The following is a 26950-nucleotide window of genomic DNA, read 5'->3' on the forward strand; positions in this document are numbered from 1 at the left end:
TCATCCACAGGCTTGGGGCATGGTCCGTACGCTGGCTCCGTCGGCGCCCGACGTCGGTTTGACCCTGCGGAATCGCAGCGCGTACCGTTGGCCGGTCATCCGGTGTCGATCGCCTGTCGTCGAGCAGTCGACGGGCAGCGCCGATCCGCCGGGCCCTGAGGCCTGAACACCCACCGAAAGAGAAGCTCGTGAGCAAGCGTACGTACCAGCCGAACAACCGTCGTCGCCACAAGGTGCACGGGTTCCGCCTGCGCATGCGCACCCGTGCGGGTCGCGCGATCCTGTCGACGCGCCGCCGCAAGGGCCGCAAGAACCTGGCTATCTGACGGCCGCCCGGCCGTCCTCGCGGGAGCTGCGTTGCTGTCGCCGGACCACCGTCTCACGGATGCGGACCAGTTCCGCGCCGCGAGCAGGGGTCGGCGCTCGGGTTCGCGGACCCTCGTCGTCCACCTCGGCACTGCCGAGGAGAGCGGCGTGCCGGCCCGAGTTGGGCTGGTCGTGAGCAAGGCCGTCGGCAATGCCGTCGTCCGCAACCGCGTGAAGCGCCGTCTTCGACACCTGGCCCGGGAGCACCTCGCTGTGCTCCCGGGCTCTGCTGTGCTCGTGGTCCGGGCGCTTCCGGCGGCCGCGTCGTCGTCGTACGACGAGCTGGGTGAGGACCTGACGCGTTGTCTGGGCCGGGTGCTGTCGTGAAGCACGTCCTGGTGGCCCTGCTCCGTGTCTACCGCGCGGTGATCAGCCCGCTGTACGGCCAGGTCTGCCGCTACCACCCGTCCTGCTCGGCGTACGCCCTGGAGGCCGTGCAGGAACACGGCAGCGTCCGGGGCTCCTGGCTCGCGGCGCGTCGGCTCGGCCGGTGCCACCCCTGGGCCGCCGGTGGCTACGACCCGGTGCCCTCCCGAACCCGTCCTCCGCGCTCCGGCGTGGCCGCACCCTCACCCCAGCAAGGAGCCTGATCCGTGGGCATCTTCAGCGACATCGGCAGCCTGATCATGACGCCGCTGTACTACGCGATCTCGGCGATCATGCTCTCGTGGCACTGGCTGTTCACGCAGATCGGCCTGGACCCCGAGGGCGGCGCCTCCTGGGCGCTGTCGATCATCGGTCTGACCCTGGTGATCCGGATCCTGCTGATCCCGCTGTTCGTGAAGCAGATCAAGTCCAGCCGGAACATGCAGCTGATCCAGCCGAAGGTCAAGGAGCTGCAGAAGAAGTACGGCCACGACCGGGAGCGTCTCGCCCAGGAGACGATGAAGCTCTACAAGGACACGGGCACCAACCCGTTCGCCTCCTGCCTGCCGCTGCTCCTGCAGATGCCGATCTTCTTCGCGCTCTTCCGGCTGCTCGACCAGGCGGCGAAGAACGGCACCGCGCACGGTCTGCTGACCGAGGAGCTGGCGCGCAAGTTCGGTGCGTCCGAGATCTTCGGGGTCTTCCCGATCTCCGAGAGCTTCTGGCAGGCCAGGGTCTGGGGTTCCGAGCCCGATGGCGCGGTGATGGTGCTCGCCCTGATCCTGGTGCTGGCGATGACCGCGACCACCTTCACGACGCAGCGCCAGCTGATGAGCAAGAACATGCCGGCCGACGCGCTGAGCGGCCCGTACGCCCAGCAGCAGAAGATGCTGCTCTACGTCCTGCCGGTCGCCTTCGGGCTCGGTGGTGTCGCGTTCCCGATTGGCGTGCTCCTCTACTGGACCACGTCGAACCTGTGGACGATGGGCCAGCAGTTCTACGTGATCCGGAACAACCCGGCCCCCGGTACGCCGGCCTTCCAGGCCAAGGTCGACCGGGACCGCGCCAAGGCCGAGCGGAAGGGCCTGCTGGTCGCCGAGCCTGAGGCCCCGGCCGTCGAGGAGAAGCCGCGGGCGGCGAGCCGTCAGCAGCCCAAGAAGCAGACCCGCCAGCAGCGACGGCAGGGCGGCACGCGCCCGCCGGGCAGCGCGCAGGCGAAGCCGAACCAGAAGAACCCCAGCAAGGGAGAAGAGTCGTGACCGACGAGATCACCGAGGCCCCGGCCGTGGAGGAGTCGACCGAGCAGGAGACGCCGTCGACTGACGAGCGCGTCGACCGCCTCGAGCAGGAGGGCGACATCGCTGCCGACTATCTCGAGGAGCTGCTGGACATCGCGGACCTGGACGGCGACCTGGACATGGATGTCGAGGGCGACCGGGCGGCGGTGTCGATCGTGGGGGCTGACCTCTCCCAGCTGGTCGGCGACCGGGGCGAGGTCCTCGACGCGCTGCAGGAGCTGACGCGGCTCGCGGTCTACCGCGAGACGGGCGAGCGCTCGCGTCTGATGCTCGACGTGTCGGGCTTCCGTGCTGCGCGGCGCGCCGAGCTGGAGGCGCTGGCGGCCGAGAAGATCGCTGAGGCTCGCACCTCCGGCGAGTCGGTCTCCCTGAAGGCCATGTCCCCGTTCGAGCGGAAGGTCGTCCACGATGCTGTGGCCGCGGCCGGGCTCTCCTCGGAGTCCGAGGGCGTCGAGCCGCGCCGCTACGTGGTGATCCTGCCGAGCTGACCGATGGACGATGTTTCACGTGAAACACCCTCCGCACCCGACGTGGCGCGGAGGGTGTTCTCGTCTGAGCGACTTCCGCTGGCCGAGGCCTACGCGGCTCGACTGGCGACCGACGGTGTGGTGCGTGGCCTGATCGGACCTCGTGAGGCCCCCCGGCTCTGGAATCGGCATTTGCTGAACTGTGCGGTGCTGGCCGAGCTTCTCCCCTCGGGCGCGTCCGTCGTCGACATCGGGTCGGGTGCTGGCCTGCCGGGCCTCGTGGTCGCCATCGCCCGGCCGGACCTGCGGATCACGTTGGTCGAGCCGCTGCTGCGTCGTACCGCGTTCCTGCAGGAGGTCGTTGACGAGCTGGCGCTCGATCACGTCGAGGTGGTGCGTGGCCGAGCTGACTCGCTGCACGGGACCAGGGTGTTCGACGTGGTGACGTCGCGGGCGGTGGCTCCCCTCGGCCGTCTGCTGGACTGGTCGATGCCGTTGGTGGCGCCCGCGGGCGCGTTGGTGGCGATGAAGGGCTCGTCGGTCGAGGACGAGATTGCTTCCTCACGAGATGCGTTGGAGCGGTGGGACTGTGCCGAGCCGGAGGTCCGGGTGCTGGGTGGCGAGGTGCTGTCCTCCAGCACGGTGGCTCTGCGAGTGGTGTGGGCCAATCCCACTCAAGTATCGTGGCCGCTTGCGCCTGTCGCGGGTCCGAAGCCGACTGCACGTCCGCGCCGCAAGCCCCGTCGACCCCAGCGAAGGCAGAACCCGTGATCCATCCAGTTCCGCCGGACGGTAGCCAGGAGGATCGGTCCCCCGGAGAGTTTTCCACCGGTCCGGACCGCCCTTCTGAGCGTGCCCATCCACAGATTGCCGGTAGTTCTCCACAGGGCGAGCCGGACGATGTTTCACGTGAAACGCCCGAGGAGACACCCGTGACCTTTCGGATCCGCACGGCCGGGGACGTGGCGCCGTACGCGTCCGACCTGGCCGACAACAGCACCCCGCTGGCCCGGGCCGCCGAGCACATCGTGATGGCCAGGCAGACGGGACCGAACCGGCGAGCCGTGCCCCGACCCACCGCGACCCGGGTCTTCGTGGTGGCGAACCAGAAGGGGGGTGTCGGGAAGACGACCTCGACGGTCAACATCGCGGCCGCCCTGGCCCAGCTCGGTCAGAAGGTGCTGGTCATCGACCTCGACCCCCAGGGCAACGCCTCCACGGCCTTGAACATCGAGCACCGGAGGGGTGTGCCGTCGACCTATGACCTCCTCGTCGACGGCGCCATGCTCGCCGACGTGACGACGCCGTGCCCGGACGTGCCCGGCCTCGACGTGGTCCCGGCGACCATCGACCTCGCCGGCGCGGAGATCGAGCTGGTCAGCGTCGTGGCGCGTGAGGGCCGGCTGCGGCGGGCGGTGCACGGACACCCCCTGGTCGGCGACGAGAGCATCGGCGAGGAGCGCTACGACTACGTGCTCATCGACTGCCCGCCGTCCCTGGGACTCCTGACGCTGAACGCGCTCGTCGCCGGCGACGAGATGATGATCCCGATCCAGGCGGAGTACTACGCCCTGGAGGGGCTGGGTCAGCTCCTCGAGACCGTCGACATGGTCCGGGCCCACCTCAATCCCGAGCTCGCGGTCTCCACGATCCTGATCACCATGTACGACGCACGGACGCGGCTGGCTGCCGGGGTCGCCGACGAGGTGCGCGAGCACTTCGGCGACCAGGTCCTGCAGACCGCGATCCCGCGATCCGTGCGGGTCTCCGAGGCGCCGTCGTACGCCCAGACGGTGATGACCTACGACCCGGGCTCGCCCGGAGCGCTCAGCTACTTCGAAGCCGCACGCGAGATCGCCACCAAGGGAGCCCGCCCGTGAACGCCAGCCGTCCCCAGCAGCGCCGCGGTCTCGGTCGTGGCCTCGGGTCGCTCATCCCGACCGCCCCGCCGCCGTCGGCCCGGGCGGACGAAGCGGGCGCGAGCCAGGAGCCACAGCCCGGCGACCTGGCCCCGGTCGAGGGCGCCTACTTCGCTGAGCTGCCGATCGGCCAGATCGTTCCCAACCACGTCCAGCCGCGCTCCGTCTTCGACGAGGAGGCGATGGCCGAACTGGTGCACTCCATCAAGGAGATCGGCCTGCTGCAGCCGATCGTGGTCCGACGCTCCGGTCCGGACGCCTACGAGCTGGTCATGGGGGAGCGGCGCTGGCGCGCGTCCCAGGAGGCCGGCCGGGAGACCATCCCCGCGATCGTCCGGGAGACCGACGACACCGACATGCTCCGGGATGCGCTCCTGGAGAACCTGCACCGCTCGCAGCTCAACCCGCTGGAGGAGGCGTCGGCCTACTCCCAGCTGCTGGAGGACTTCGGCTGCACCCACGAGGAGCTGGCCGGTCGGATCGGGCGCTCCCGCCCCCAGATCAGCAACACCCTGCGGCTGCTCCGGCTGAGCCCGGAGGTTCAGCGACGAGTCGCCGCTGGCGTCCTCTCGGCCGGCCACGCGCGCTCGCTGCTGGCCGTGGAGGACCCCGAGATCCAGGACCGGCTGGCCCAGCGCGTCGTGGCCGAGGGGATCAGCGTCCGTGGCCTCGAGGAGATCGTCGCGGTCGGCGAGCACGGCGGCGCCCAGCGCCGTTCGCGCCGCAACAAGCCGACGGCCCCTGGCCTGGCGGACCTGGCTGAGCGGCTGTCCGACCGCTTGGAGACTCGCGTGAAGGTCGACCTGGGACGCACCAAGGGCAAGATCACCGTCGAGTTCGCCTCGCTGGACGACCTGCGGCGCATCGTGGACGTGATGGACCCGCGCAATCGGGACGACCGGCCCATTTAAAGCAACAAGCCGATAAGTCGACAAAGCGACTTATCGGCTTGTTGATGAATGACTAGATCAATCCTTGGCTGCCCGGCGCTTCTCGGCTCGGCGGCGCTTCTCCTCCGCGTCGAGGCGGGTGGCCTCGTCGGGAGTCGGTGCGGAGCCACCGAGCCTGGCCGGCAGCCACCAGGAGCCCGGGGGCTGCTCGTCGCTGGGGTAGTCCGCGATGGTCTGGTCGAGCAATCGGCTCATCGCCCCGCGGAGCTGAGCGGTTTCCGCGACCGAATCCTCACCGGTCGGGTGCAGCGGCTCCCCGACGGAGATCGCGATGGTCTTGCCGCGCGAGAAGTCACGGGGGTGGTCCTTGGTCATCATCCGCTGGGTGCCCCACAGCACGACCGGCAGCAGTGGAACGCCGGCCGCGGCGGCGATCCGCGTCGCTCCGGTCTTGAACTCCTTCAGCTCGAAGGAGCGCGAGATGGTCGCCTCCGGGAAGATGCCGACCGCCTCGCCCTTCTTCAGGAAGTCCACCGCCGTGCTGAAGGACTTCAGGCCCTCACCGCGGTCGACCTCGATGTGGTGGAACGACCGCATCACCGGGCCACCGATGCGATGGTCGAAGATCTCCCGCTTGGCCATGAAGCGCACCAGGCGCTTCGACGGGTTGGCGGCGAGGCCGCCGTACACGAAGTCCACGTAGCCGATGTGGTTGAAGGCGAGCATCACCCCACCCGAGCGCGGCACGTTCTCGGTGCCGTTCAGCACGATGCGCTGGCCGAGGAGCCGGAAACCGGTCTTGGCGGCGACGATGATCGGGGGATAGGTGAGGTCCAGCACGGACCGAACCTACAGCGCTGGACGCGCGGGGAGTCAGCTCAGGTCGGTGCTGGGGCCGTCGTACCCCTGGGGTCTGACCTGACGCGCGGGGACCGCGGGGCCGAAGGTGGCCCGCAGCTCCATCTCGGCCTCGAGGACGCCGGCCAGGCGGCGCACGCCCTCGCGGATGCGCTCCGGGGTCGGGTAGCAGAAGGACAGCCGCATGTGGGAGCTGCCGAAGCCGTCGGCGTAGAAGGCGGTGCCGGGGACGTAGGCGACCCGGGCGGTCACCGCGCGCGGGAGCATGCCCTTCGCGTCGATGCCCGGGGGGAGGGTGAGCCAGACGTAGAAGCCGCCGGAGGGGACGTTCCACTGGCAGGCGGCGGGCATCAGGTCGGCCAGCGAGGAGACCATGGCGTCGCGGCGTTCGCGGTACATCTCGCGGAACTGCTTGATCTGCCCCTGCCAGTCGTGCTTCGCGAGATAGGCCGAGACCGCCATCTGCGAGAACTGGGGCGGGCAGAGCGTCGCCGACTCCTGGGCCAGGACCAGCTTCTCGCGGACCGGGTGGGGAGCCAGCGCCCAGCCGACCCGGAAGCCGGGGGCGAAGGTCTTGGAGAAGGAGCCCAGGTAGATGACGTTCTCGGCCTCGTCGGCGCGCAGCGCGCGCATCGGCTCGCGGTCGAAGCCGAGGAGGCCGTAGGGGTTGTCCTCCAGGACCAGGACGCCTTCGGTGCGGCAGATGTCCAGGATCTCGGTGCGGCGCTCGGCCGCGAGGGTCACGCCGGCGGGGTTGTGGAAGTTCGGGATCGTATAGAGGAACTTGATGGTCTTGCCGGCCGCCTTGACCGCGGCGATCGCCTGCCGCAGCGCCTCCGGGACCAGACCGTCGGCGTCCATCTCGGCGTGCACGACGTCGCACTGGTAGGACTTGAAGACCCCCAGCGCGCCGACGTACGACGGAGCCTCGCAGATGACCACGTCGCCGGGGTCGCAGAAGACCCGGGTGACCAGGTCGACCGCCTGCTGGGATCCGACCGTGACCACGACGTCGTCGGGGTGGGCCTCGATGCCCTCGAGCCGCATGACGTCGGTGATCTGCTCCCGCAGCTCGGGGACGCCCTGACCGGAGCCGTACTGCATCGCGACCGGACCCTGGGTGGCGACCAGGTCGGCGATCGCGCCGCCGACCACGTCGAGGGGGAGGCCGGAGATGTTGGGCATGCCGCCGGCGAGCGACACCACCTCGGGCCGCGAGGCCACCGCGAACAGGGCCCGGATCTCCGAGGCCGTCATGCCCGCGGTCCGCGCAGCGTAGCGGTCGACGTACGAGTCGAGCCGGGCGCTGGGCGGACGTGCGGGCGTGTTCTCCATGATCTCCCTAGCATGAATGATGCAGCGGTCGTCCGCACCCGCGGCCCGCGGATTGGGAGGTGTCATGTCCCGCAAGGTGGTCCGGCTCACCGTCGACCACCTCGCCCGCCTGCCCGACCCGGTGCGGACCTGCCTGTTCTGGGAGCTCGACCCGGTACGCCGGTCCCGGGTTCGCCCCGAGGAGGCCGCCGAGGAGAAGGAGGCCTGGCTCAGCGAGGTGCTGCGCGAGTGGGGGTCCTGCGGGCGCGTGGTCCTGGTCGACGACGAGGTCGCCGGCCTGGCGGTCTACGCCCCGGAGGCGTTCCTGCCCGGGGCGGCGGGCTTCCCCACGGCGCCCGTGTCCCCGGACGCCATCCTGCTCGCGACCGTGTACGTCGATCCCGCGCGCACCGGGGGCGGCCTGGGCCGGCTCCTGGTCCAGGGCATGGCACGCGACCTGATCGGGCGCGGCGGGGTGTCGGCCGTCGAGGCCTTCGGCCACCGCACCCGGCGCGGGGTGGCGCAGTGCACCGTGCCCGCCGACTTCCTCGGCAGCGTGGGGTTCAAGACCCAGCGGCCGCACCCGACGACCCCCCGGATGCGGATGGACCTGCGCACGGCCCTGACCTGGCGCGAGGAGGTGGAGTCCGCCCTGGAGCGGCTCGTCGGCGTCGTCCGGCCGGCGCCGAAACCGATGAGGCCCCCGACACCCTCCCGCGTGAGCGGAAGCGTGCCGAGGGCCTCTCAGGACTGAGCGGACGCCCGGGGGGCGTCAGTTGCCGATGAACTCCGACAGCTCGTTGAGCAGCGCGGCCTTCGGGCGGGCGCCGACGATCGTGCGGACGACCTCGCCGCCCTGGTAGACGTTGATCGTCGGGATGCCGGTCACGCGGTACGACGACGGCGTGACGGGGTTCTCGTCGACGTTCATCTTGAAGAAGGTGATCTTGTCACCGTGGCTGCCGGCGATCTCGTCGAGGATCGGGGCGACCTGGCGGCACGGACCGCACCACTCGGCCCAGAAGTCCACGAGGACCGGCTTGTCGGACTTCAGGACCTGCGCCTCGAACTCGGCGTCGGTCACGGCGGAGATGTTGCCCACGGTTGTGCCTCTCTCTCGATGACTGCTGCGACGGGAAGTCTGTACTACCTGAACATCGGTCCGGGGAAGGATGTTCCCCGAACCCGGTCGGTCAGAGACCGGCGGTCTGCACCTGCTCGGACAGCGCCGACCCGGCCACGCCGTCCTGCGCCTGCTGGGCCGTGTGGGCCGAGTGATCGAGCTCGGCGAGGTAGCGCTCGGCGTCGAGCGCGGCCGAGCAGCCCGTGCCCGCCGCGGTGATGGCCTGCCGGTAGTGGTGGTCGACCAGATCGCCGGCCGCGAAGACGCCGGGCAGATTGGTGGCCGTCGAGGGGTGCTGGACCTGGACGTAGCCGTCGTCGTCGAGGTCGACCTGGCCGGCCAGCAGCTCCGAGCGCGGGTCGTGACCGATCGCGATGAACAGGCCGGTGGCCGGCAGGTCGCGGGTCTCGCCGGTGACGGTGTCCTTCAGGGTCAGCGACTCCAGACGGTCGGAGCCGTTGATGGTCTCGACGACGGAGTTCCACTCGATCTCGAGCTTGGGGTCGGCGAACGCGCGCTCCTGCATGATCTTGGAGGCGCGCAGCTCGTCGCGGCGCACGATCAGGGAGACCTTCGAGCCGAAGCGGGTGAGGAAGGTGGCCTCCTCGATGGCGGAGTCGCCGCCGCCCACGACCGCGATGTGCTGCTCGCGGAAGAAGAAGCCGTCGCAGGTCGCGCACCACGACACCCCGCGCCCCGAGAGCTCCTCCTCGTTGGGCAGGCCCAGCTTGCGGTAGCCCGAGCCGGTGGCCAGGACGACCGCGCGGGCGGTGTAGGTGTCGGTGGCGGTCTTCACGATCTTGAGGTCGCCGGTCAGGTCGACCTCGACCACGTCGTCGGCGACCAGCTCGGCACCGAAGCGCTCCGCCTGGGCCCGCATCTCGTCCATCAGAGCCGGACCCATGATGCCGTCGCGGAAGCCGGGGAAGTTCTCGACCTCCGTGGTGTTCATCAGCGCGCCGCCCGCGGTCACCGAGCCCTCGAAGACCAGGGGCTGCAGGCTGGCGCGTGCGGCGTACACCGCGGCGGTGTAGCCGGACGGCCCGGAGCCGATGATGATCACGTTGCGGGTCTCGGACATGACGTCCTCTCGAGTCGGTGGTTGCTCCTGCGACAACCGATCGTAGGCGAGGAAGATTCCCCGCCGCGGGCCCGCTCGGCCCTACGGGACGGGAACCGTCGCCGAACGGAGTACGGCGCCGCTGCCGCAGCGCAGCAGCTCCACCACCGCCGAGTCGCCGGTGGACGGCCGGACGGCCAGCACGGCCGGTTGGCCGTCGTACTGGACGGCGACCAGGCGGCCCGCGCCGAAGGGGCCGGGCTTGCAGGTGAACCAGGTGGGCGTCGCCGCGTATCCCTCCGTCGAGCGGGACTCGTCGCTCTCGGGAGCTGTCGAGCTCCGGGCGTCCTGGGAGAGGATCGCATCGAGGTCCTGGAGGGTGGTCCGGCGCAGCGACTTCAACTGGGCCTCGCTCGCGAAGTCCTCGTCGTCGACGACGAGGGGCTCGGCCGTGAGAGCCAGCGGGGCGTCCCGCTCGAGTGGGCTCGCCTCTTCCAACGCGCTCGGGGCCTCGGCAGCAGCGGCCGGTCCGTCGGCCTCGGCCTCGGCCGAGTCACCTCCCGAGTCCGCGGCGGACCCACCCGCGCTGCTGCCGTCCATGTCGTCCTGGGACGACGACGGCAGCCCGACCTGCCCGAGACCCACGCCGATCACCCCGACCGCGACGGCCGCGACCAGCAGCCGGCGGACCCGCCGCCGGCGCCGCTGCGCGGCCAGGTCGATGGTGCGGTGCTGGTCGGCGACCATCTCGGGCGGCCCCTCCGCGACCAGCTCGGCCAGGACCCGGTCGAGGCGCGCGGCGACGTCGTCGGGCACCGGCTCGTCGTACCGCGCCCCGGCGAGGAGGCGGCGCACGTCGGCCTCGCGCTCGGGGTCGAGACGGTCGTCGGTCATGGGTGCGCCTCCTCTCGGCGGGTCGGGTGGGTGGGAACAGGGGCCTCGCTCGAGCCTACGGAGGGGCCCTGGTGTCCTCCTGGGGTCGGACGGCCGGCGGCGGCAGCGGGTTCCTCGGCTCCGCGTGCCCCGCGTCACGGCCCGGAGCCAGGTCGACCAGCAGCCCGGCCAGCCGGTGCCGACCGCGCGAGCAGCGCGACTTCACCGTGCCGACGGCGCAGTCGAGGATCTGCGCGGCCTCCGCCACCGGGTAGCCCTCCATGTCGACCAGCACCAGCGCGGCACGCTGCTCGTCCGGGAGCTCGGCCAGCGCCGCGAGCACCGCGCGGCGCTGCTCGGAGCGCAGCGACACGTCGGCGGGGTCGTCGACCTCCGGGGCGGCCGAGGCGACCGAGCCGCGGCCGGCGTACTCCTCGAGGTCGTCGGGCAGCGCCTCGGTACGACGGACCTTGGCCGCCCGGAGCCGGTCGAGGCAGGCGTTCACGACGACGCGGTGCAGCCAGGTGGTCACGGCCGCCTCGCCGCGGAACGAGCCGGCGCGGCGGTAGGCGGCGATCATGCCGTCCTGGAGCCCGTCGGCGGCGTCCTCGGGGTTGCCCATGGTGCGCAGCGCGACCGCCCACAACCGATCGCGGTGGCGCGCGAAGAGCACCCCGAAGGCCGCCCGGTCGCCGGCGACGTGGTCGGCGAGGAGCGCGGCGTCGCTGCGCTCCGGGGACGCGGTCACCCGCGCACCGCGATCTCGGCGACCTCGCCCCGGAACCCGTCCTCGACCGAGGGCAGCGCGGTGAGCCAGACGGTGAGATAGCGGCCGGCGACGGGGGCGTCCGGTGCCAGCGAGGCCTCGGTGCCGACCCGCTGGTCGGCCAGGAACGGCGTCAGCCCCTCGACATCGGAGGGCGCCTCGTCGGTGAGGTAGAGCGAGACCACGGTCGGGCGGCCGACCAGACGCAGGTCGACCTGCGCGACGTCGTACGAGCGGCCGAGGTCGACCACGACGCCGACCCCGTCCTTGAGGCCGCCCGGGCCGAACTGCTCGTTGTACGTCGAGGTCCGCCACGTGGTCTCCGGGTCGCCGTCGACGACCCGCCCGACGGTGTCGGGGTTCTCCCGCGGCGGGTTGCCCGCGGGGTCGAGGTCGGTGGCGCGCAGCCCGGAGATCGGCCTGGGCGTGGCCGACGGGGTGGCGCTGGCCGACGGGGTGGTGGTCGGGTCGTCGTCGGGCTCGGCGCCGAGAGGCGTCTTGCCGCGGCCGAGGTTGAAGGCGATCACGACGGCGACGAGCAGGAGCAGCGCGGCGCCGATGCCGAAGGCCAGCCGCAGCCAGCTCCGGCCTGGGACGTCCTCGACGGCCGGCGTGATCCCGGTGCCGGAGGTGGGCGGACCGTCGCCGCCCCAGGGCCAGTACTCGGCGCGGTCCTGGGCCTCGCGCGCGGTCACGGTCGGGCGGACCTGGCGCGCCGGTCCCCCGTCGGCCGGCTCGGGCGCGAAGAGCGGGCGCTCCGGGGGCGACTCGAAGGGGGGCGGCGGGGGAGACGGGGTCTCGGGAGCCTCCAGCCACGACACGTCGTCATGCTCGTCGTCGAAGATCGGCAGGCCGGCCTGGGTGGGCTCCGGCTCGGGGACCGGTGTCGGCTCGGGTGTCGGCTCGGGTTCGGGCTCCGGGTCCGCCTCGCGGACGGGGATCTCGGGGACCTGCGGGAGGACGACGGTCTCGCCCGGGCGCAGGTTGGACAGCGCGAGCTGCTCCGGAAGCCCGGTGGGGTCGCCCACGAAGTCGGCGAGCAGGTCGGCGATCCCGCGCGCCGTCTCGAGGTCGACGTCGTCACGCTGGCGGCCGCCGGAGTAGGGGTTGAGGACCTCGTCGCAGAGCGCGTCGAGGGGACGGGGTACGCCGGCCCGCACCTGGCGCGGCCGGAGCACCCGGCCGTGCTCCTGCGGAGCCGGGGGTACGGCGGACGTCGACACGCCGGCCCACTTGCCGGTGAGCGCGCAGTAGAGCAGCCCGGCGAGGTCGGTCACGTCGGTGGCGGTCCGGCCGGGGGCCAGCCCGTGCAGGGCGGCGTCGACCGAGAAGCCGATCACCTTCACCGCGCCGGTCTGGTCGATCAGGACGTTCTCGGGCGCGAGCCGCCCGTGGGCCACGCCGGCCGCGTGCGCGACCGCGACCGAGTCGGCCACCTCGGCCACCAGCCAGGCCGCCCGGCGCGGGGGCAGCGCGCCGTGGGTGGCGACCACGATGTCGAGGGACGTGCCGGAGCCCCACTCGTTGACGACGTAGCAGAGCCCGCCGGTGCGCTCGGCGTCGAGCACGCGCAGGATCCGCGGGTCGAGCACCGTCGCCGAGCGGCGGGCCGCCTCGACCAGCCCCGCGGCGCGGTCGTCGTCCTCGGCGATCACGTGGAGCGCGACGTGCCGCTCCAGGACCCGGTCGTGTGCGCGCCAGAACCGGCCGTTGCCGCTCTCGCTGAGGAGGTCGACCAGCCGGTAGCGGCCGGCGAGGACGTCGCCGGGTCGGTTCGAGTGCGGCACCGCTCAGCGACTCCTTCCCGACGCCTGGAGGGCAGCGGGGACCGGGCCCGGTCCCCGGGTCATCGTAGGACGGTCAGGCCCGGTGCGCGGGCGGACGTCGCCGCAGGACGGTGTCGATCACGGAGGTCACCTCGCGCAGGCGCAGCAGCGTCGCCACCACGAGGAACACGACCACGTCGACCACGCCCACGGCGACCAGCCGCACCGCGGCCCCGACGTACGACGGGTCGTCGCCGACCGGGCCCGCGAGCGCGAGGTGCACGCCGTACGCCGCGGCGCCGGCGACGACGATCGCGACGGCGGTCCGCACCAGGAACCGGACCAGCTGGGCCGAGCGCAGACCGCCGAGGCTGCGGGAGAGCACCGAGTAGGAGAGCACCGAGCCCACGAGGTAGGCGGCGGCGTACGCGATCACGAGGGACGGGGCGGTGGCGGCGTCGGAGGTGGCGCGCACCAGCAGCACGGCGACGACGATGTTGGTCGCCGCCACCCAGACCTGGATGAGGAAGACGGTGCGGGTCCGCTCGACGGCGTAGAAGCCGCGGAGCACGACGTAGTGGACCGTGAACAGCACGACCGCCGGACCGAACAGCATCATCGTCGGGACGAGGTTCTCGTAGGTGTCCGCGGCCTTGCCGTAGGCGATCAGCTTGGCCAGGTCGGTCGCGACCAGGGGGAGCAGCGCGGCGAAGGGGACGACGACCGCCAGCGCGGTCCGCAGGGTGGTGGCCACCCGCGCGCCCATGCCGTCCAGGTCGCCGTCGGCGGCCAGCCGCGAGAGCCGCGGCAGGGTGGCCGTCGCCAGCGAGACGGTGATGACCGAGTGCGGCACCATCACGATGAGGAACGCCGTCGAGTAGACGAAGATGCCCGTGCCGGCCTCGTCGCCGGCCGCCGTACCGCTCGTGCCGAGGCGGACCACCACGAAGTAGGCGATCTGGTTGGCCAGCACGAAGAGCACCGTCCAGGTGCCGAGGCGCAGCGTGTGGCCGAGGCCGGTGCCCCGCAGGTCGATCCGCGGGCGCAGGCTGATGCCCGCCGCGCGGACGTAGGGCATCAGCACGAGCAGCTGGACCACGATGCCGAGCGTCGAGCCCACGCCGAGGATCAGCTCCTGGGTGGAGGTGAACCCGCCGTCCGCGAGCGGCTCCTCGCCGGCGTACACGACGAGGTAGCCGGCCAGGACGGCGACCGACACGACGTTGTTGGCGATCGGCGCCCACATCATCGGGCCGAAGCGGCCGCGGGCGTTGAGGACCTGGCCGACCAGCACGAAGGCGCCGTAGAAGAACACCTGCGGCAGGCAGTAGCGCGCCAGCGCGATCGCCGACTCGCGCCCCGCGTCCGGCACGGTGCCCGAGAGGGCGAGCGTCACCACCGCGGGCGCGGCGAGGACCAGCACCACCGTGACCGCACCCAGGAAGAGCAGGGCGGCGGTGATGATCCGCGAGGTGTACGCCGCACCGGCGTCCTCGTCGTTGCGCATCGCGCGGACCAGCTGCGGGACCAGCACGGCGTTGAACACGCCACCCGCCAGCAGGATGTAGAGCATGTTGGGGACGGTGTTGGCGACCGAGAACACGTCGCTGTGGACGCCGGTGCCGAGGGCCGCCAGGAGCAGCCCGGCCCGGACGAAGCCGCTGAGCCGGGACACGATCGTCCCGGCGGCCATCACCGCGCTGGAGGCGAGGACCTTGCGGTCGGCCTCGGCAGCCTCGACGGCTGCGTCGGCGTCGGTCGCGGTCATGCGGGAGCCGGCGCCTGCTCGGCGGCCACCGGCTCGGCGGGCGTACGACGGGCCGCGCGGAACCGGCGGACCAGCCGGACGCCGATGGCGCCGAGGAGCAGTGCGCCGCCGGTGCCGATGATCAGCCAGATCACGTCGCTGACCTGGGCGGCGCGGATCGGGAGCCGGTCGCTGGAGCCGACGGCCGTGCCGGCCAGGTCGGTGACCTGCAGGGTGATGTTGTGGACGCCCTGCTGGCCGGTGCTTGCCGTGAGCAGGACGCTGCGCCGGCTGCGCGGCGGGAGGGTGACGTCCTCCTCGGCCATGGAGATCGTGACCACCTCGTCGGCGACGGCGCGGACCTTCACCGTCACGGGCTGGTCGAGGGTGTTCTCCAGGGTGGCCGAGAAGCGTCCGCTGTTGCTGGAGAGGGTGACCTTCGGGGGCCCCTCGATCCGCACGCCGTCCAGCGACTCCTGGATGACGGCGCGTGAGCGCGCGTTGCTGGCGCGGGCGGCGCCCGGGTCGACCCGATTGGCGTAGCCGAGCGAGGCGAACGCCTGGTCGGCGACCTCGCGGCCGACGGTGTCGTTGCGGGTGAGGAGGTACTGCAGGGTGGTGCCGGCCTGGGCGAGCGAGGTCGCGGAGGCGAAGTCGGCCGCGTCGAGCGCCCGCCGCTGCTGCACCCGCGGGTAGACCAGCTCGGCGGTGTCGACCGGGGTGGAGCGGTCGTCGCGGATGTCGTCGACGGTGGTCAGGTCGAGCCAGGTCTGGTCGAGCCCCGCGAAGAAGCCGTCGGGGTCGGCCGGCACCCAGCCGCCGGGGAGCACGACGACCAGCGGCTCACGGGGCCGCGACAGCCGTCGTACGGCGGCCTCGGCCAGGATCCGCTGGCGTACGGCGACGCCCGCCTGCGGGTCGTCGGGCCCGGGCCCGCCGCTCGCGGCGCCGGTGGAGGCGAGGACCAGCCGGTGGCCGGCGATGGTGGCGACGGTGGGGGCCGCGTCGCCGAGGCCGGCGACCATCAGGTCGGTCCCGATCAGCCGCTCGTCCTCCTCGGCCATCTCGATCGCGTCGAGGCTGAGGAAGGCCCGGCCCCCGAGACCGGGGGCGGTGCCGCCCTCGGTCGGCGGCAGGGTGTCGCCCGACCGCTGCCGGGCGCGGGTGTAGGCGGTGGGGTCGTGCTCGGCGGCCGCCGAGACGTCGAGGTCGCCGTACGGCAGGGCCAGGACCTGGGAGCGGTCCAGGGCGGTGGCCAACCGCTCCCGCCACCCGGTCGCCGCCGCGGCCGCATCCGCCTCGGCGGGGCTCGGGGCCTCCGTCTCGTCGGCCTCCTCGTCCTGGGTCTCCTCGGGGGCGGTGGACGTCGCGGGCGACGGCAGCGCCGTCTCGGGCTCGGCGGACGGGGTGGCCTCCGGGTCCTCGGGGTCGGCGAGCAGGCGGTCGGGATCCTCCGTCGCCTCCGGGTCGACGGTCGCGCCGAGCGAGCGGCCCGGGTTGCCGGCCGCGAGCCGGGCCGTGGCGTCGGTGAGCGCGGGGTCGACCAGCCAGGTCAGGGGCCGGCTGCCGGCGGCCTCGCCCAGCCCGACGACCGAGCCCAGGTCGCCGTCCGGAGCCAGCGACTCGGTCCACGAGGCCGGGTCGGCCAGCGAGCCGTCGGCGTCGTACGGGATCGCGGAGCGGAGGGGGACGACGAGCGCGGTCTTCACCTGGCGCTTCGAGCCGCCCATCAGCGGGAGGAAGGTGCGGGCCCGGCCGTCCGCGGTGGGTGCGCCGCCGTCGCCGGCGTCGTCGGCGCTGCGCCCGAGGGCGTGCACGCCGAACCAGTAGACGCCCGCAGCGCTGGTCAGGTCGCCGCCCTGCGCGGCGACGTGGGCGCGCAGGTCGCGGGCGCGGACGCTCACGGTGTAGCCGAGGGACTCCCCGGGCTGGAGCTCGTCGATGGTGTCGTAGGGGCCGCCGGTGGTGACCCGGTCGCCGACCGGGGCCGACGGCTCGGTGAGGGCGGCCTCGGCGATCTCGGTGCGGGTGGTGAGCGGCTGCGCGGAGATGAACGGGTAGAGGTTGATCGTCGACCACGCGACGTCGTCGTCGTTGGTCACCCGGCCCTGGATGGTGACCCGTCCGCGCTCGGGGACCGTCGCGGGCGACATGCGCTCGATGCTCACCGAGAGCGGGGCGTCCGGGTCGGCGGGAGCCGCCTGGGCGGCCTGGGCCGGGGCCGGACCGACCAGCCCGGCCCACGTCGTCGCCGCGACCACCATGAGGGCAGGCAGCAGCGACAGGGGGCGGAGCATGCGCTCGACTCTATCCGTCGGGGGTCGTCGCGAGTCGGAGGCCCGACGACGTCTCCTCTAGACTCACCGCCCGTGTCCGACGTCGAGTTGCCGCCCCTGAACCTCGTCGAGGTGCAGCGTTCCGTCGCGTCCGAGCTCGACCGGATCGCCCCCGTCATCGACGAGCTGGGCGCCCTCTTCGAGGCGGCCGGCCACGAGCTCGTGCTGGTCGGCGGGCCGGTGCGCGACGCGATGCTCGGCCGCCGGCACAACGACCTGGACTTCGCGACCTCGGCCCGGCCCGACGCGACCGAGCGGCTGCTGAAGAAGTGGGCCGGCGCCACCTGGGACATGGGGCGCGCGTTCGGCACCATCGGCTGCCGGAAGGGCGAGTGGGTGGTCGAGGTGACGACGTACCGCTCGGAGACCTACGACCCCACCTCCCGCAAGCCCGACGTCGACTTCGGCGACTCGCTGACCGGCGACCTCGGCCGCCGCGACTTCACCGTGAACGCGATGGCGGTTCGGGTGCCGGGCCGCGAGGTCGAGGACCCGTACGGCGGGGTCGTCGACCTGGCGCACCGGGTGCTCCGCACCCCCGGCCGCCCCGAGGACTCCTTCTCCGACGACCCGCTCCGGATGATGCGGGCCGCCCGGTTCGCCGCCCAGCTCGGCTTCGGCGTCGACCCGTCGGTCGTGGCCGCGATGACGGCGATGGCCGACCGGATCCTGATCATCTCGGCCGAGCGGGTCCGCGACGAGCTGGTTAAGCTGGTCTGCGCGCCGTACCCCCGGCTCGGGCTGGCCCTCCTCGTCGAGACCGGCCTGGCCGCCCACGTGCTGCCCGAGCTGCCGGCGCTGGCGCTGGAGCGCGACGAGCACCACCGCCACAAGGACGTCTACGAGCACACCCTGACCGTCCTGGAGCAGGCCATCGACCTCGAGGACCGGCTCGGCGGCGAGCCGGACTTCATCTCGCGCTTCGCCGCGCTGATGCACGACGTCGGCAAGCCGCGCACCCGACGCTTCGTCGACGACGGCACCGTGACCTTCCACCACCACGACGTGGTCGGCGCCAAGATGACCCGCAAGCGGATGAAGGCGCTGCGCTTCTCCAACGACCAGATCGAGGCGGTCGGGCACCTCGTCGAGCTGCACCTGCGCTTCCACGGCTACGGCACCGGCGAGTGGACCGACTCCGCCGTACGCCGCTACGTCCGTGACGCCGGCGACCAGCTCGAGCGGCTGCACGTGCTGACCCGGGCCGACTGCACGACCCGCAACCAGCGCAAGGCCGACCGCCTGCGCCGCTCGTACGACGACCTCGAGGCGCGGATCGCCCGGCTGTCGGAGGAGGAGGAGCTCGCCTCGATGCGGCCCGACCTCGACGGGAACCAGATCATGGGCATCCTCGGGATCGGCCCGGGCCGCGAGATCGGCCAGGCCTATCAGTTTCTGCTCGAGCTGCGCATGGACCGGGGCCCGCTCGAGCCCGAGGTCGCCGAGGCCGAGCTGCGTGCGTGGTGGGCGGCCCGCTCCGTCGAGTGACGCGAGATGGCTGCCCCGGTGGGTCCGGGGCAGCCGATTTTCGTCACTCGACGGGGACCGAACGGTCGTAGGGTGACGGACGTGACCGACGACCCGATCGCCCAGGCCGTGGCGGAGGGTTACGCCTTCGACGGCGCCGCCCTCGAGCTCGGCGGGTTGGTGCTCGAGGACGGCAGCCTCGCCGGCGTACCGGTCCGGGTGCCGCTGGCGATGCTCAACCGGCACGGCCTGGTGGCCGGGGCGACCGGCACCGGCAAGACCCGGACCCTGCAGCTGCTGGCCGAGCAGCTGAGCGCGCAGGGCGTCCCGGTCTTCGCCGCCGACATGAAGGGCGACCTGTCGGGGCTGGCCCAGCCGGGCGAGGCGAGCGAGAAGCTGACCGCGCGGGCGTCGACCCTCGGTCAGCAGTGGCAGGCGACCGGCTTCCCGGTCGAGTTCTACGCGCTGGGCGGGGTGGGTCAGGGCGTGCCGCTGCGGGTCACGATGAGCGCCTTCGGCCCGGTCCTGCTGAGCAAGGTGCTCGGCCTCAACGACACCCAGGAGTCCAGCCTCGGCCTGGTCTTCCACTACGCCGACCGCGCCGGCCTGCCGCTCCTCGACCTCGCCGACCTGCGCGCGGTCGTCGGCCACCTGCTCAGCGACGAGGGCAAGGGCGAGCTGAAGGAGCTCGGCGGGCTCTCGTCCTCCACCGCGGGCGTCATCCTGCGCGAGCTGATCGGGCTGCAGGACCAGGGCGCCGACGCGTTCTTCGGCGAGCCCGAGTTCGCCTCGGCCGACCTGCTGACGCTCGCCGACGACGGCCGGGGCGTGATCTCGCTGGTCGAGCTGCCCCAGCTCCAGGACCGGCCCGCGCTCTTCTCGACCTTCCTGATGTGGCTGCTGGCCGACCTGTTCCACGACCTGCCCGAGGTCGGCGACGTCGAGAAGCCCAAGCTGGTCTTCTTCTTCGACGAGGCGCACCTGCTCTTCGACGACGCCTCCGAGGACTTCCTCGACCAGGTCGCCCAGACGGTGCGGCTGATCCGGTCCAAGGGGGTGGGCATCTTCTTCGTGACCCAGCGGCCGACCGACGTACCGGACGACGTCCTCTCCCAGCTCGGCTCGCGCGTCCAGCACGCCCTGCGCGCGCACACCCCCAACGACGCCCAGGCGCTGAAGCTGACCGTCGCCACCTACCCCACCAGCGGGTACGCCGACCTCGGCGCCGTCATCACCGGCCTCGGCACCGGCGAGGCGGTCGTCACCGTGATGGACGAGGACGGCGCCCCGACCCCGGTCGCCTGGACCCGGCTGCGCGCGCCCCAGGCCCGGATGTCCCCCTGCGACCTCGACCTGCTCGCCGCCACGGTGGCCGCCAGCCCGCGGCAGGCGTCGTACGCCGCCGCCGTGGACCGTGAGTCGGCCCGCGAGCTGCTCGCGAAGCGCCTCGAGGCGGGTGCGGCGAAGGCCGAGGAGGAGCCGACGGCCCCCGCCCCGCGACGCCCGGAGCAGCCTCGGCCCGCCCCGCGGAAGAAGGCGGAGAAGAGCGTCGTCGATCAGGTCGTCGGCTCGTCCGCCTTCAAGCAGTTCGCCCGCACCGCCGCCCGCGAGATCGCCCGCGGGATGTTCGGCACCGGTCGCCGCCGATGATCGTCGAACGGCGAAGCCCCGCCCGACCCTGGTTGGTCGGACGGGGCTTCTGTGCTCGCTTGACGCTGGTGGGTTTCGACGCGGCCGTCGCGGCTTCGTTCCTCAGCCGCGGGGCTTGCTCAACCTTCGCTCGCGACGGTCCCTCGCTCGTTCCTCGCGAGGGACCTGCTCACTCCTCGCCGGCGATGAAGGCCTCGACGCGGCGGCGACCCTCGTCGTCGGGCAGCTGCACCGGCGGGCTCTTCATGAGGTACGACGAGGCGCTGATGATCGGGCCACCGATGCCGCGGTCCTTGGCGATCTTGGCGGCGCGGAGCGCGTCGATGATGATGCCGGCGGAGTTGGGCGAGTCCCAGACCTCGAGCTTGTACTCGAGGTTGAGGGGGGCGTCACCGAAGGCGCGGCCCTCGAGGCGGACGTAGGCCCACTTGCGGTCGTCGAGCCACTCGACGTGGTCGGACGGGCCGATGTGGACGTTCTTGTCGTGGATCTTGCCCGCGAGCTCGCCGGTCAGGTTGGACGTGACGGCCTGGGTCTTCGAGATCTTCTTGGACTCGAGGCGCTCGCGCTCGAGCATGTTCTTGAAGTCCATGTTGCCGCCGACGTTGAGCTGGTAGGTCCGGTCCAGCACCACGCCGCGGTCCTCGAACAGCTTCGCCATCACGCGGTGGGTGATGGTGGCGCCGACCTGGGACTTGATGTCGTCGCCGACGATCGGGACGCCCGCGTCCTCGAACTTCTTGGCCCAGACCGGGTCGGAGGCGATGAAGACGGGCAGGGCGTTGACGAAGCCGACGCCGGCGTCGATGGCGCACTGCGCGTAGAACTTGTCGGCGTCCTCGGAGCCCACCGGGAGGTAGGACACCATCACGTCGACCTGGCGGTCCTTGAGGATCTGCACGACGTCGACCGGCTCGGCGCTGGACTCGTCGATGGTCTGGCGGTAGTACTTGCCGAGGCCGTCGAGCGTCGGGCCGCGCTGGACCTCGACACCCAGGGTCGGGACGTCGGCGATCTTGATCGTGTTGTTCTGCGAGGCGTTAATGGCCTCGGAGAGGTCCTTGCCGACCTTCAGGTCGTCGACGTCGAACGCCGCGACGAACTCGACGTCCTTGACGTGGTAGTCGCCGAAGGCGACGTGCATCAGCCCGGGGACCGAGCCGGACGGGTCGGCGTCCTTGTAGTACTCGACACCCTGGACGAGGGAGCTGGCGCAGTTGCCGACTCCCACGATTGCTACGCGAACCGAACCCATCGGGATTCCTCTCCTGCCACTGGCTGAATGACGCTGAATGACGTTGATTGTTAGGACTGTGGTGCTGGCGGAACCGGCGGCGCCGCGGGGGGTGGCATGCCGGCACTTCGCTCGGCGTTGATGAGGTCGGAGAGCCAGCGGACCTCGCGCTCGACGGACTCGACGCCGTGCCGCTGCAGCTCGGCGGCGTAGCGGTCGACCTCCTGCTCCGTCATGTTCAGCTCACGCTGCACGCGGTCGAGCCGCTCCTGCAGCCGGATCCGGCGCCCTTCGAGGACGCGCAGCCGGATCTCCATGTCGGTGCGCCCGAAGAAGGCGAACCGGATGTCGAAGTTGTCGTCCTCCCAGGCGGTGGGCCCGACCTCCGACATCAGACGCTCGAACTCACGGGTGCCGGCCTCGGTGACCTCGTAGACGATGCGCGGGCGCCGGGTGACCGGCGTGACCGTGGCGGTGGTCTCCTCGATGAGGGACCCCTTCAGCATCTTCTTCAGGGTCGGGTAGAGCGAACCGTAGGACAGCACCCGGCCCCAGCCGAGCATCAGGTTGAGCCGCTTGCGCAGCTCGTAGCCGTGCATCGGACCCTCGTGCAGCAGTCCGAGGACTGCCAGCTCGATGGTCTCTGCGCGACGTGCCATGAGACCTATCGTAGCGATATATCCACGCGACGTGAATTCGCATCGCATCGAAACCTTGACTCAGGGCGGGAACGGACGCATTGACGGGCCGTTGCGGGCCTCCTAGGTTCAAGCTTCAGCCTGGCCATCTCGGAAGGAAAGCCCATGTCGCACTCCGTCTCCCCGCTCCTACGGCTAGCGTCCACACTCGCGGTCGCCGTCCTCACCCTGGTCGGCCTCCAAGCCGTGATCGCCACTCCGGCCCAGGCGGTGGGGTGCGTCGGCAAGGCGTGCGACGACCAGGGTCCCAAGGGCAACGGCTGCTTCGCCGATCGTGTCAACGTCGCCTCAGGAGGTGGAAACGACACCCGGCTCTTCTACTCTCCGGCCTGCCACGCCTTCTGGGCCTGGTCGCGCAACGGAGCGGCGTACTGGAGCACGGAGGTTCACCTGGAGATGGAGGAGTACGTCCAGAAAGACAGCGTCACCTATGTATGGGTGCCCCGGAAGCGCCTGACCATCAAGAAGCCCACCATGCAGTCCAATCCCGACCCGGAGTGGACCAATGCTCTCGGCGCTCGCACGTCGAGCTTTCGCTTCCGTGCGCTCTGGGTCGACAAGAGCGGTGGCCTCGGTCCGGTAGTGACCCCGTGGGCTTTCGGCGGTCGCCGGTGAGACGTCGCTGAGTCTTCGCTGATCCGCTATCGGGGCGGAGCACTCGGTCTGTGACCGTGGCCCTGCGGAATCCGCAGGGCCACGGTCTGCTGCGTACTCTCTACGGAGGCTGCGCGTCGACGGCGACGCGGCCCAGCCGAACCCCGACCCGTGGAGCAACCGCGCGTGAATGCGAAGCGCCGGGCCGCAGGCCCCGCCCAGAAGAAGACGAAGAAGACCCCCAAGCCGCCCCGCACCCGCAAGCAGAAGGTGCTGCGGGTCGCGAAGTGGTTCGGCATCGTCGGGCTGGTCTGCACGCTGCTCGCGGTCGGCTCGTTCGTCGCGCTCTACCAGGCCATCGACGTCCCGAAGCCGAACGAGAAGTTCCAGGACGAGACCACGGTCGTCAGCTACGCGAACGGTGACAAGCTCGGCACCTTCGCCACCCAGAACCGCGACATCATCTCCTTCGACGAGATCCCGGAGACCCTGCAGAACGCCGTGGTCGCCGCGGAGAACCAGTCCTTCTGGTCCGACCGCGGCATCGACCCCAAGGGCATCCTGCGCGCCGCGTTCAGCAACGCCTCCGGCGGCTCCACGCAGGGCGCGTCCACGATCACCCAGCAGTACGTCAAGATCCTCTACCTCAACCAGGACCGCTCCTACACCCGCAAGGTGAAGGAGGCGATCCTCTCGCTGAAGATCCAGCGTCAGCAGAGCAAGAAGGAGATCCTGACCAACTACCTCAACACCATCTACTTCGGCCGCGGTGCGTACGGCGTCGAGGCCGCCGCGCAGGCCTACTTCCGCCGGCCCGCCAGCAAGCTCAACCTGCGCCAGTCCGTGGTGCTCGCCCGGGTGCTCAACAACCCGACGGCGTACGACCCGGCCAACGGCGAGGACGCCGCGACGAACCTCAAGGCCGGCTACGACTTCATCCTCGACGCGATGACCCGCCTCGACTACGTCACGGCCGACGAGGCCGCGAAGGCGAAGGAGCGGCTGCCGAAGTTCCCGCCCGTCGTCAAGGAGGACTCGTACGGCGGCCAGCGCGGCCACATGCTGACCATGGTCAAGAACGAGCTGGCCCGGCTCGGCTACTCCGAGGACGAGGTCGTCGGCAAGGGCCTGCGCGTGACGACCACGCTGACCAAGAAGGACATGGACGCGGCCCAGGCCGGCGTCAAGGAGGCCCGGCCCGAGGGCTTCAGCGACAAGAACCTGCACGTCGGCGTGGCCAGTGTCGAGCCCGGCACCGGCGCCATCCGCGGGTTCTACGGCGGCCAGGACTACCTGAAGTCCCAGCTCAACTGGGCGGTCGCGGGCGGCCAGGCCGGCTCGATCCTCAAGCCGTTCGCGCTCGCCGCCGGCATCAAGGCAGGCTTCTCGCTGAAGGACACCTTCGAGGGCAACAGCCCCATCAAGATCGGCGACACGGAGTTCAACAACCAGGGCTTCGAGGACTACGGCCGGGTCAACCTGATCAAGGCCACCCAGGACTCCATCAACACCGCCTTCATCGACCTGACGGACAGCATCCCGAACGGGCCGAAGAAGATCATCAAGATGATGAACTCGATGGGCATCCCGCCGGAGAAGGCGCCCTCGACCCGCTCGCCCGGCTTCCCGAACAAGACGCCCGGCCTCGAGCCCGGCGTCGGCGTCGCGCTCGGCAGCGCGACGGTGAGCCCGATCAACATGGCCACCGCTTACGCGATGATCGCCAACAAGGGCGTGTACGCCGAGCCGTACCTCATCGAGAAGATCGTCGACCGGGACGGCGAGACGGTCTACAAGCACCGCGTGCAGGACAAGCGGGTCCTCGACGAGGACATCGCGGCCGACGTCTCCTACGCGATGCAGCAGGTCGTCAAGGCCGGGTCCGGGCGGGCTGCCCAGGCCCTCGGTCGCCCGGCCGCCGGCAAGACCGGCACCTCGACCAACGACGACGACCGTGTCGTCTCGTCGTGGTTCTCCGGCTTCACCCCGCAACTGGCGACCTCGGTGGTCTACACGCGTGGCAAGGGCGCCGAGCCGCTGGACGACTGGCTGCCGAACTTCTTCGGCGGCACCTACCCGGCCCAGACCTGGACCGACGTGATGACCCGGGCGCTCGAGGGCGAGGACGTGCTCGACCTGCCCGACGCGGTCTACGTCGACGGCGACGCGCCGGACACCGGGCACGCGCCGTACACGCCGCCGCCGTCGCCTACGAAGAAGCCGACGAAGAAGCCGTCGGACAAGCCGACCCGTCAGCCGACCCGCAACCCCTCGACCGCGCCGCCGACCACCTCGGCCCCGCCGCCCACCACCTCGGCCCCGCCGCCGACGCCCACCAACCCGACTCCGTCCTGCGGTGGTCTGCTGCCGCCGTGCGAGACGCCGACGCCCACGGACGAGCCGACGCCCACCGACGACCCGTCTGCGGCAGGTCGTCGCCGATGACCGTCCCGCCGACGCGCACCGACGGCGTCGTCGCCGCGGTGAGCGCCGGCGTGGGCGGTCCGCTCGGCACCCGGGCGGGCGGGCACCGCTGGTGGACGCCGGTGCGGGTGGTGCTGGCCATCGCGGCGCTCACCTTCGCGCTCGGGATGGTCCAGAAGGGCAACTGCTACGAGGACACCTGGACCGACGGCACGGCCCGCTACACCCACATGTGCTACTCGGACCTGCCCTACCTCTACACCGGGCGCGGGTTCGCCGAGCTGGCCTGGCCGTACGACGACGACGCCGAGGTCCGGGGCCGCTACCCCGAGGTGATGGAGTACCCGGTCGGCATCTCCTACTGGGCCTGGGCCACGGCCGACGTGACCCACCTGATCACCGGCTCACCGGACCTGGGCGAGCGCTACCAGCGGCCCACCTCGGAGTTCTTCGGCGACCCCACCATCCAGCGCGAGATCCGGGCGTTCGTGATCGTCAACGCGCTCGGGTTCGCGGTCCTGGTGCTGCTGTCCGCCTGGCTGCTGGCCGGGGTGGACCGGAAGCGGCCCTGGGACGCCGCGATGTTCGCGGCCTCACCCGCGCTCGCCCTGACCGCGCTGGTCAACTGGGATCTGCTGCCCGTCGTCCTGGTCGCGGGCGCGGCCTGGGCCTGGGCACGGGAGAGACCGGTGCTGACCGGAGTGCTGATCGGCCTGGGGGCGGCGACCAAGCTCTACCCGCTGTTCCTGCTGGGCGCCGTGCTGGTCATCTGTCTGTGCGACAAGCGGGTCCGCGACTTCGTGCTGACCACGGCCGCGGCCGTCGCGGCCTGGGTGCTGGCGAACGCGCCGGCGTACCTCACCGGACCGGACGAGTGGAAGGTGTTCTGGACCTTCAACTCCGAGCGGGCCGCCGACCTCGGCTCGATCTGGCTGGTGATCTCGCAGGCCACCGACGGCGTCGACGTCTCGACCATCAACACGTGGTCGTGGCTGTTCTTCGGCGCCTGGTGCGTCGGGGTGTTCGTGCTCGGCGTGCTGGCGCCCGAGACGCCGCGCTTCGCCCAGCTCGGCTTCCTGATCGTGGCGGGCTTCCTGCTGGTCAACAAGGTCTACTCGCCGCAGTACGTCCTGTGGCTGCTGCCGCTCGCCGTTCTGGCTCGTCCGCGCTGGCGCGACCAGATCGTCTGGCAGGCCACCGAGGTCTTCTACTTCGCCTCGGTCTGGTGGTACCTCGGCGGCTACCTCGCGCCCGGCGGCGGCGGGGACTCCGGCTTCTACTGGATGGCGATCATCCTGCGGCTCGCCGGTGAGCTCTACCTCGTCGCGCTGGTCGTCCGCGACGTCTGGCTGCCGCACCACGACCCGGTACGGCGCGACGAGAGCACCGACGACATCACGGTCGCCACGAGCGCAGCCGTGCGCTGACGAGGACGGCGAGACCGAGGAGCGTCAGGACGGCGAGAGCCCAGGCGGTCGGAGTGACCCACCCCGCCACGAGGTCGTGACCGGCGTTGCAGGGATTGCGGAACGCCCACCACGGTGGGTCATGGGCAGCGACGTAGTCGGGGTCGTAGGTCTGTCCGCGCAGCCCGCACGCCTCCGCCGGGTCCCAGACCAGCTGGGCGCGGAAGAAGCCGTAGCCCATGACCGCGCACCACGCCACGAGCGGCACGATCACAACCGCGAGCGGGGCGCGGCGGCGGGAACGGTGGGGCACGGGTGCTCCGGGTCG

General features: G+C 71.6%; 26 protein-coding genes. 14 read left to right on the forward strand and 12 right to left on the reverse strand.

What is annotated here, in order from left to right:
• Window positions 1-188: 188 nt before the first annotated feature.
• The 8 genes from rpmH (at window position 189) to V7S47_RS09115 (ending at window position 5327) form a co-directional block, all read left to right on the forward strand.
• Window positions 189-326: a 50S ribosomal protein L34 gene (rpmH, locus tag V7S47_RS09080; protein ID WP_336561261.1), complete on the forward strand. Its 138-nt coding sequence runs from the start codon at window positions 189-191 to the stop codon at window positions 324-326.
• On the forward strand, window positions 265-693 hold the full coding sequence (gene rnpA, locus V7S47_RS09085) for a ribonuclease P protein component (protein WP_442945338.1): 429 nt from the start codon (window positions 265-267) through the stop codon (window positions 691-693). The genes rpmH and rnpA overlap by 62 nt, the downstream gene beginning before the upstream one ends.
• Window positions 690-956, forward strand: a complete 267-nt coding sequence (yidD, locus tag V7S47_RS09090; RefSeq protein WP_336561263.1) for a membrane protein insertion efficiency factor YidD — start codon at window positions 690-692, stop codon at window positions 954-956. The genes rnpA and yidD overlap by 4 nt, the downstream gene beginning before the upstream one ends.
• A 36-nt stretch (window positions 957-992) precedes the next feature.
• On the forward strand, window positions 993-1991 hold the full coding sequence (gene yidC, locus V7S47_RS09095) for a membrane protein insertase YidC (RefSeq protein ID WP_442945342.1): 999 nt from the start codon (window positions 993-995) through the stop codon (window positions 1989-1991).
• Window positions 1988-2518, forward strand: a complete 531-nt coding sequence (locus tag V7S47_RS09100; protein WP_442945339.1) for a Jag family protein — start codon at window positions 1988-1990, stop codon at window positions 2516-2518. Before yidC ends, V7S47_RS09100 begins: the two co-directional genes overlap by 4 nt.
• 54 nt (window positions 2519-2572) lie before the next feature.
• Window positions 2573-3268, forward strand: a complete 696-nt coding sequence (gene rsmG, locus V7S47_RS09105; protein ID WP_336561265.1) for a 16S rRNA (guanine(527)-N(7))-methyltransferase RsmG — start codon at window positions 2573-2575, stop codon at window positions 3266-3268.
• Between the two features lie 161 nt (window positions 3269-3429).
• Window positions 3430-4377 (forward strand): ParA family protein, encoded by a 948-nt coding sequence (locus V7S47_RS09110; protein WP_336561266.1) that lies wholly within the window; start codon window positions 3430-3432, stop codon window positions 4375-4377.
• A complete protein-coding gene (locus V7S47_RS09115) occupies window positions 4374-5327 on the forward strand; it encodes a ParB/RepB/Spo0J family partition protein (RefSeq protein ID WP_336561267.1) in 954 nt (317 codons plus the stop codon). The genes V7S47_RS09110 and V7S47_RS09115 overlap by 4 nt, the downstream gene beginning before the upstream one ends.
• Before the next feature lie 57 nt (window positions 5328-5384).
• On the opposite strand, the gene V7S47_RS09120 is transcribed toward V7S47_RS09115, so the two are convergent.
• Entirely contained in the window at window positions 5385-6146 is a 762-nt protein-coding gene (locus V7S47_RS09120; RefSeq protein WP_336561268.1) for a lysophospholipid acyltransferase family protein, read from the reverse strand.
• A gap of 33 nt (window positions 6147-6179) precedes the next feature.
• Window positions 6180-7499, reverse strand: a complete 1320-nt coding sequence (locus tag V7S47_RS09125; protein ID WP_336561269.1) for an aminotransferase-like domain-containing protein — start codon at window positions 7497-7499, stop codon at window positions 6180-6182.
• A gap of 64 nt (window positions 7500-7563) precedes the next feature.
• On the opposite strand from V7S47_RS09125, the gene V7S47_RS09130 reads away from it, so the two are divergent.
• Window positions 7564-8232 carry a GNAT family N-acetyltransferase gene (locus tag V7S47_RS09130; RefSeq protein WP_336561270.1) on the forward strand — a complete coding sequence of 223 codons (669 nt, stop codon included), beginning with the start codon at window positions 7564-7566 and terminating at the stop codon, window positions 8230-8232.
• Between the two features lie 18 nt (window positions 8233-8250).
• Here V7S47_RS09130 and trxA read toward each other — a convergent pair whose 3' ends face one another.
• The 7 genes from trxA to V7S47_RS09165 all read right to left on the reverse strand — a co-directional run bounded on the left by trxA (window position 8251) and on the right by V7S47_RS09165 (window position 17110).
• Complete coding sequence (gene trxA / locus V7S47_RS09135; RefSeq protein ID WP_090851525.1) at window positions 8251-8580, reverse strand: thioredoxin; 330 nt, start codon at window positions 8578-8580, stop codon at window positions 8251-8253.
• A 91-nt stretch (window positions 8581-8671) separates the two neighbouring features.
• Window positions 8672-9682 (reverse strand): thioredoxin-disulfide reductase, encoded by a 1011-nt coding sequence (gene trxB / locus V7S47_RS09140; RefSeq protein WP_090851520.1) that lies wholly within the window; start codon window positions 9680-9682, stop codon window positions 8672-8674.
• Window positions 9683-9763: 81 nt separating this feature from the next.
• Entirely contained in the window at window positions 9764-10555 is a 792-nt protein-coding gene (locus tag V7S47_RS09145; RefSeq protein ID WP_336561271.1) for a hypothetical protein, read from the reverse strand.
• A 55-nt stretch (window positions 10556-10610) separates the two neighbouring features.
• A complete protein-coding gene (sigM, locus tag V7S47_RS09150) occupies window positions 10611-11282 on the reverse strand; it encodes an RNA polymerase sigma factor SigM (RefSeq protein ID WP_336561272.1) in 672 nt (223 codons plus the stop codon).
• Complete coding sequence (locus tag V7S47_RS09155) at window positions 11279-13087, reverse strand: protein kinase family protein (RefSeq protein ID WP_336561273.1); 1809 nt, start codon at window positions 13085-13087, stop codon at window positions 11279-11281. Before V7S47_RS09155 ends, sigM begins: the two co-directional genes overlap by 4 nt.
• A 73-nt stretch (window positions 13088-13160) precedes the next feature.
• Window positions 13161-14834 (reverse strand): murein biosynthesis integral membrane protein MurJ, encoded by a 1674-nt coding sequence (murJ, locus tag V7S47_RS09160; RefSeq protein ID WP_336561274.1) that lies wholly within the window; start codon window positions 14832-14834, stop codon window positions 13161-13163.
• On the reverse strand, window positions 14831-17110 hold the full coding sequence (locus tag V7S47_RS09165) for a DUF6049 family protein (RefSeq protein WP_336561275.1): 2280 nt from the start codon (window positions 17108-17110) through the stop codon (window positions 14831-14833). Before V7S47_RS09165 ends, murJ begins: the two co-directional genes overlap by 4 nt.
• A gap of 72 nt (window positions 17111-17182) precedes the next feature.
• On the opposite strand from V7S47_RS09165, the gene V7S47_RS09170 reads away from it, so the two are divergent.
• A complete protein-coding gene (locus tag V7S47_RS09170; protein ID WP_442945340.1) occupies window positions 17183-18637 on the forward strand; it encodes a CCA tRNA nucleotidyltransferase in 1455 nt (484 codons plus the stop codon).
• 81 nt (window positions 18638-18718) lie between these two features.
• Window positions 18719-20266: a helicase HerA-like domain-containing protein gene (locus V7S47_RS09175; protein ID WP_336561276.1), complete on the forward strand. Its 1548-nt coding sequence runs from the start codon at window positions 18719-18721 to the stop codon at window positions 20264-20266.
• Between the two features lie 169 nt (window positions 20267-20435).
• Here the strand turns inward: V7S47_RS09175 and V7S47_RS09180 are convergent, their stop codons facing one another.
• Together V7S47_RS09180 and V7S47_RS09185 are read right to left on the reverse strand one after the other, a co-directional pair.
• Window positions 20436-21521, reverse strand: coding sequence for an inositol-3-phosphate synthase (locus V7S47_RS09180; protein ID WP_336561277.1), 1086 nt, complete (start codon window positions 21519-21521; stop codon window positions 20436-20438).
• A 50-nt stretch (window positions 21522-21571) separates the two neighbouring features.
• Window positions 21572-22159, reverse strand: a complete 588-nt coding sequence (locus V7S47_RS09185; RefSeq protein ID WP_090851492.1) for a PadR family transcriptional regulator — start codon at window positions 22157-22159, stop codon at window positions 21572-21574.
• Window positions 22160-22384: 225 nt separating this feature from the next.
• On the opposite strand from V7S47_RS09185, the gene V7S47_RS09190 reads away from it, so the two are divergent.
• The 3 genes from V7S47_RS09190 to V7S47_RS09200 all read left to right on the forward strand — a co-directional run bounded on the left by V7S47_RS09190 (window position 22385) and on the right by V7S47_RS09200 (window position 26643).
• A complete protein-coding gene (locus V7S47_RS09190) occupies window positions 22385-22813 on the forward strand; it encodes a hypothetical protein (RefSeq protein WP_336561278.1) in 429 nt (142 codons plus the stop codon).
• A gap of 165 nt (window positions 22814-22978) precedes the next feature.
• Window positions 22979-25237: a transglycosylase domain-containing protein gene (locus V7S47_RS09195; RefSeq protein ID WP_336561279.1), complete on the forward strand. Its 2259-nt coding sequence runs from the start codon at window positions 22979-22981 to the stop codon at window positions 25235-25237.
• Entirely contained in the window at window positions 25234-26643 is a 1410-nt protein-coding gene (locus tag V7S47_RS09200) for a glycosyltransferase family 87 protein (protein WP_336561280.1), read from the forward strand. Before V7S47_RS09195 ends, V7S47_RS09200 begins: the two co-directional genes overlap by 4 nt.
• Here the strand turns inward: V7S47_RS09200 and V7S47_RS09205 are convergent.
• Window positions 26612-26890: a hypothetical protein gene (locus tag V7S47_RS09205; protein ID WP_336561281.1), complete on the reverse strand. Its 279-nt coding sequence runs from the start codon at window positions 26888-26890 to the stop codon at window positions 26612-26614. The two genes, V7S47_RS09200 and V7S47_RS09205, sit on opposite strands and share 32 nt — an antisense overlap.
• Window positions 26891-26950 lie beyond the last annotated feature (60 nt).

The organism is Nocardioides sp. CCNWLW216, from assembly GCF_037120545.1.
GTDB lineage: Bacteria > Actinomycetota > Actinomycetes > Propionibacteriales > Nocardioidaceae > Nocardioides > Nocardioides lianchengensis.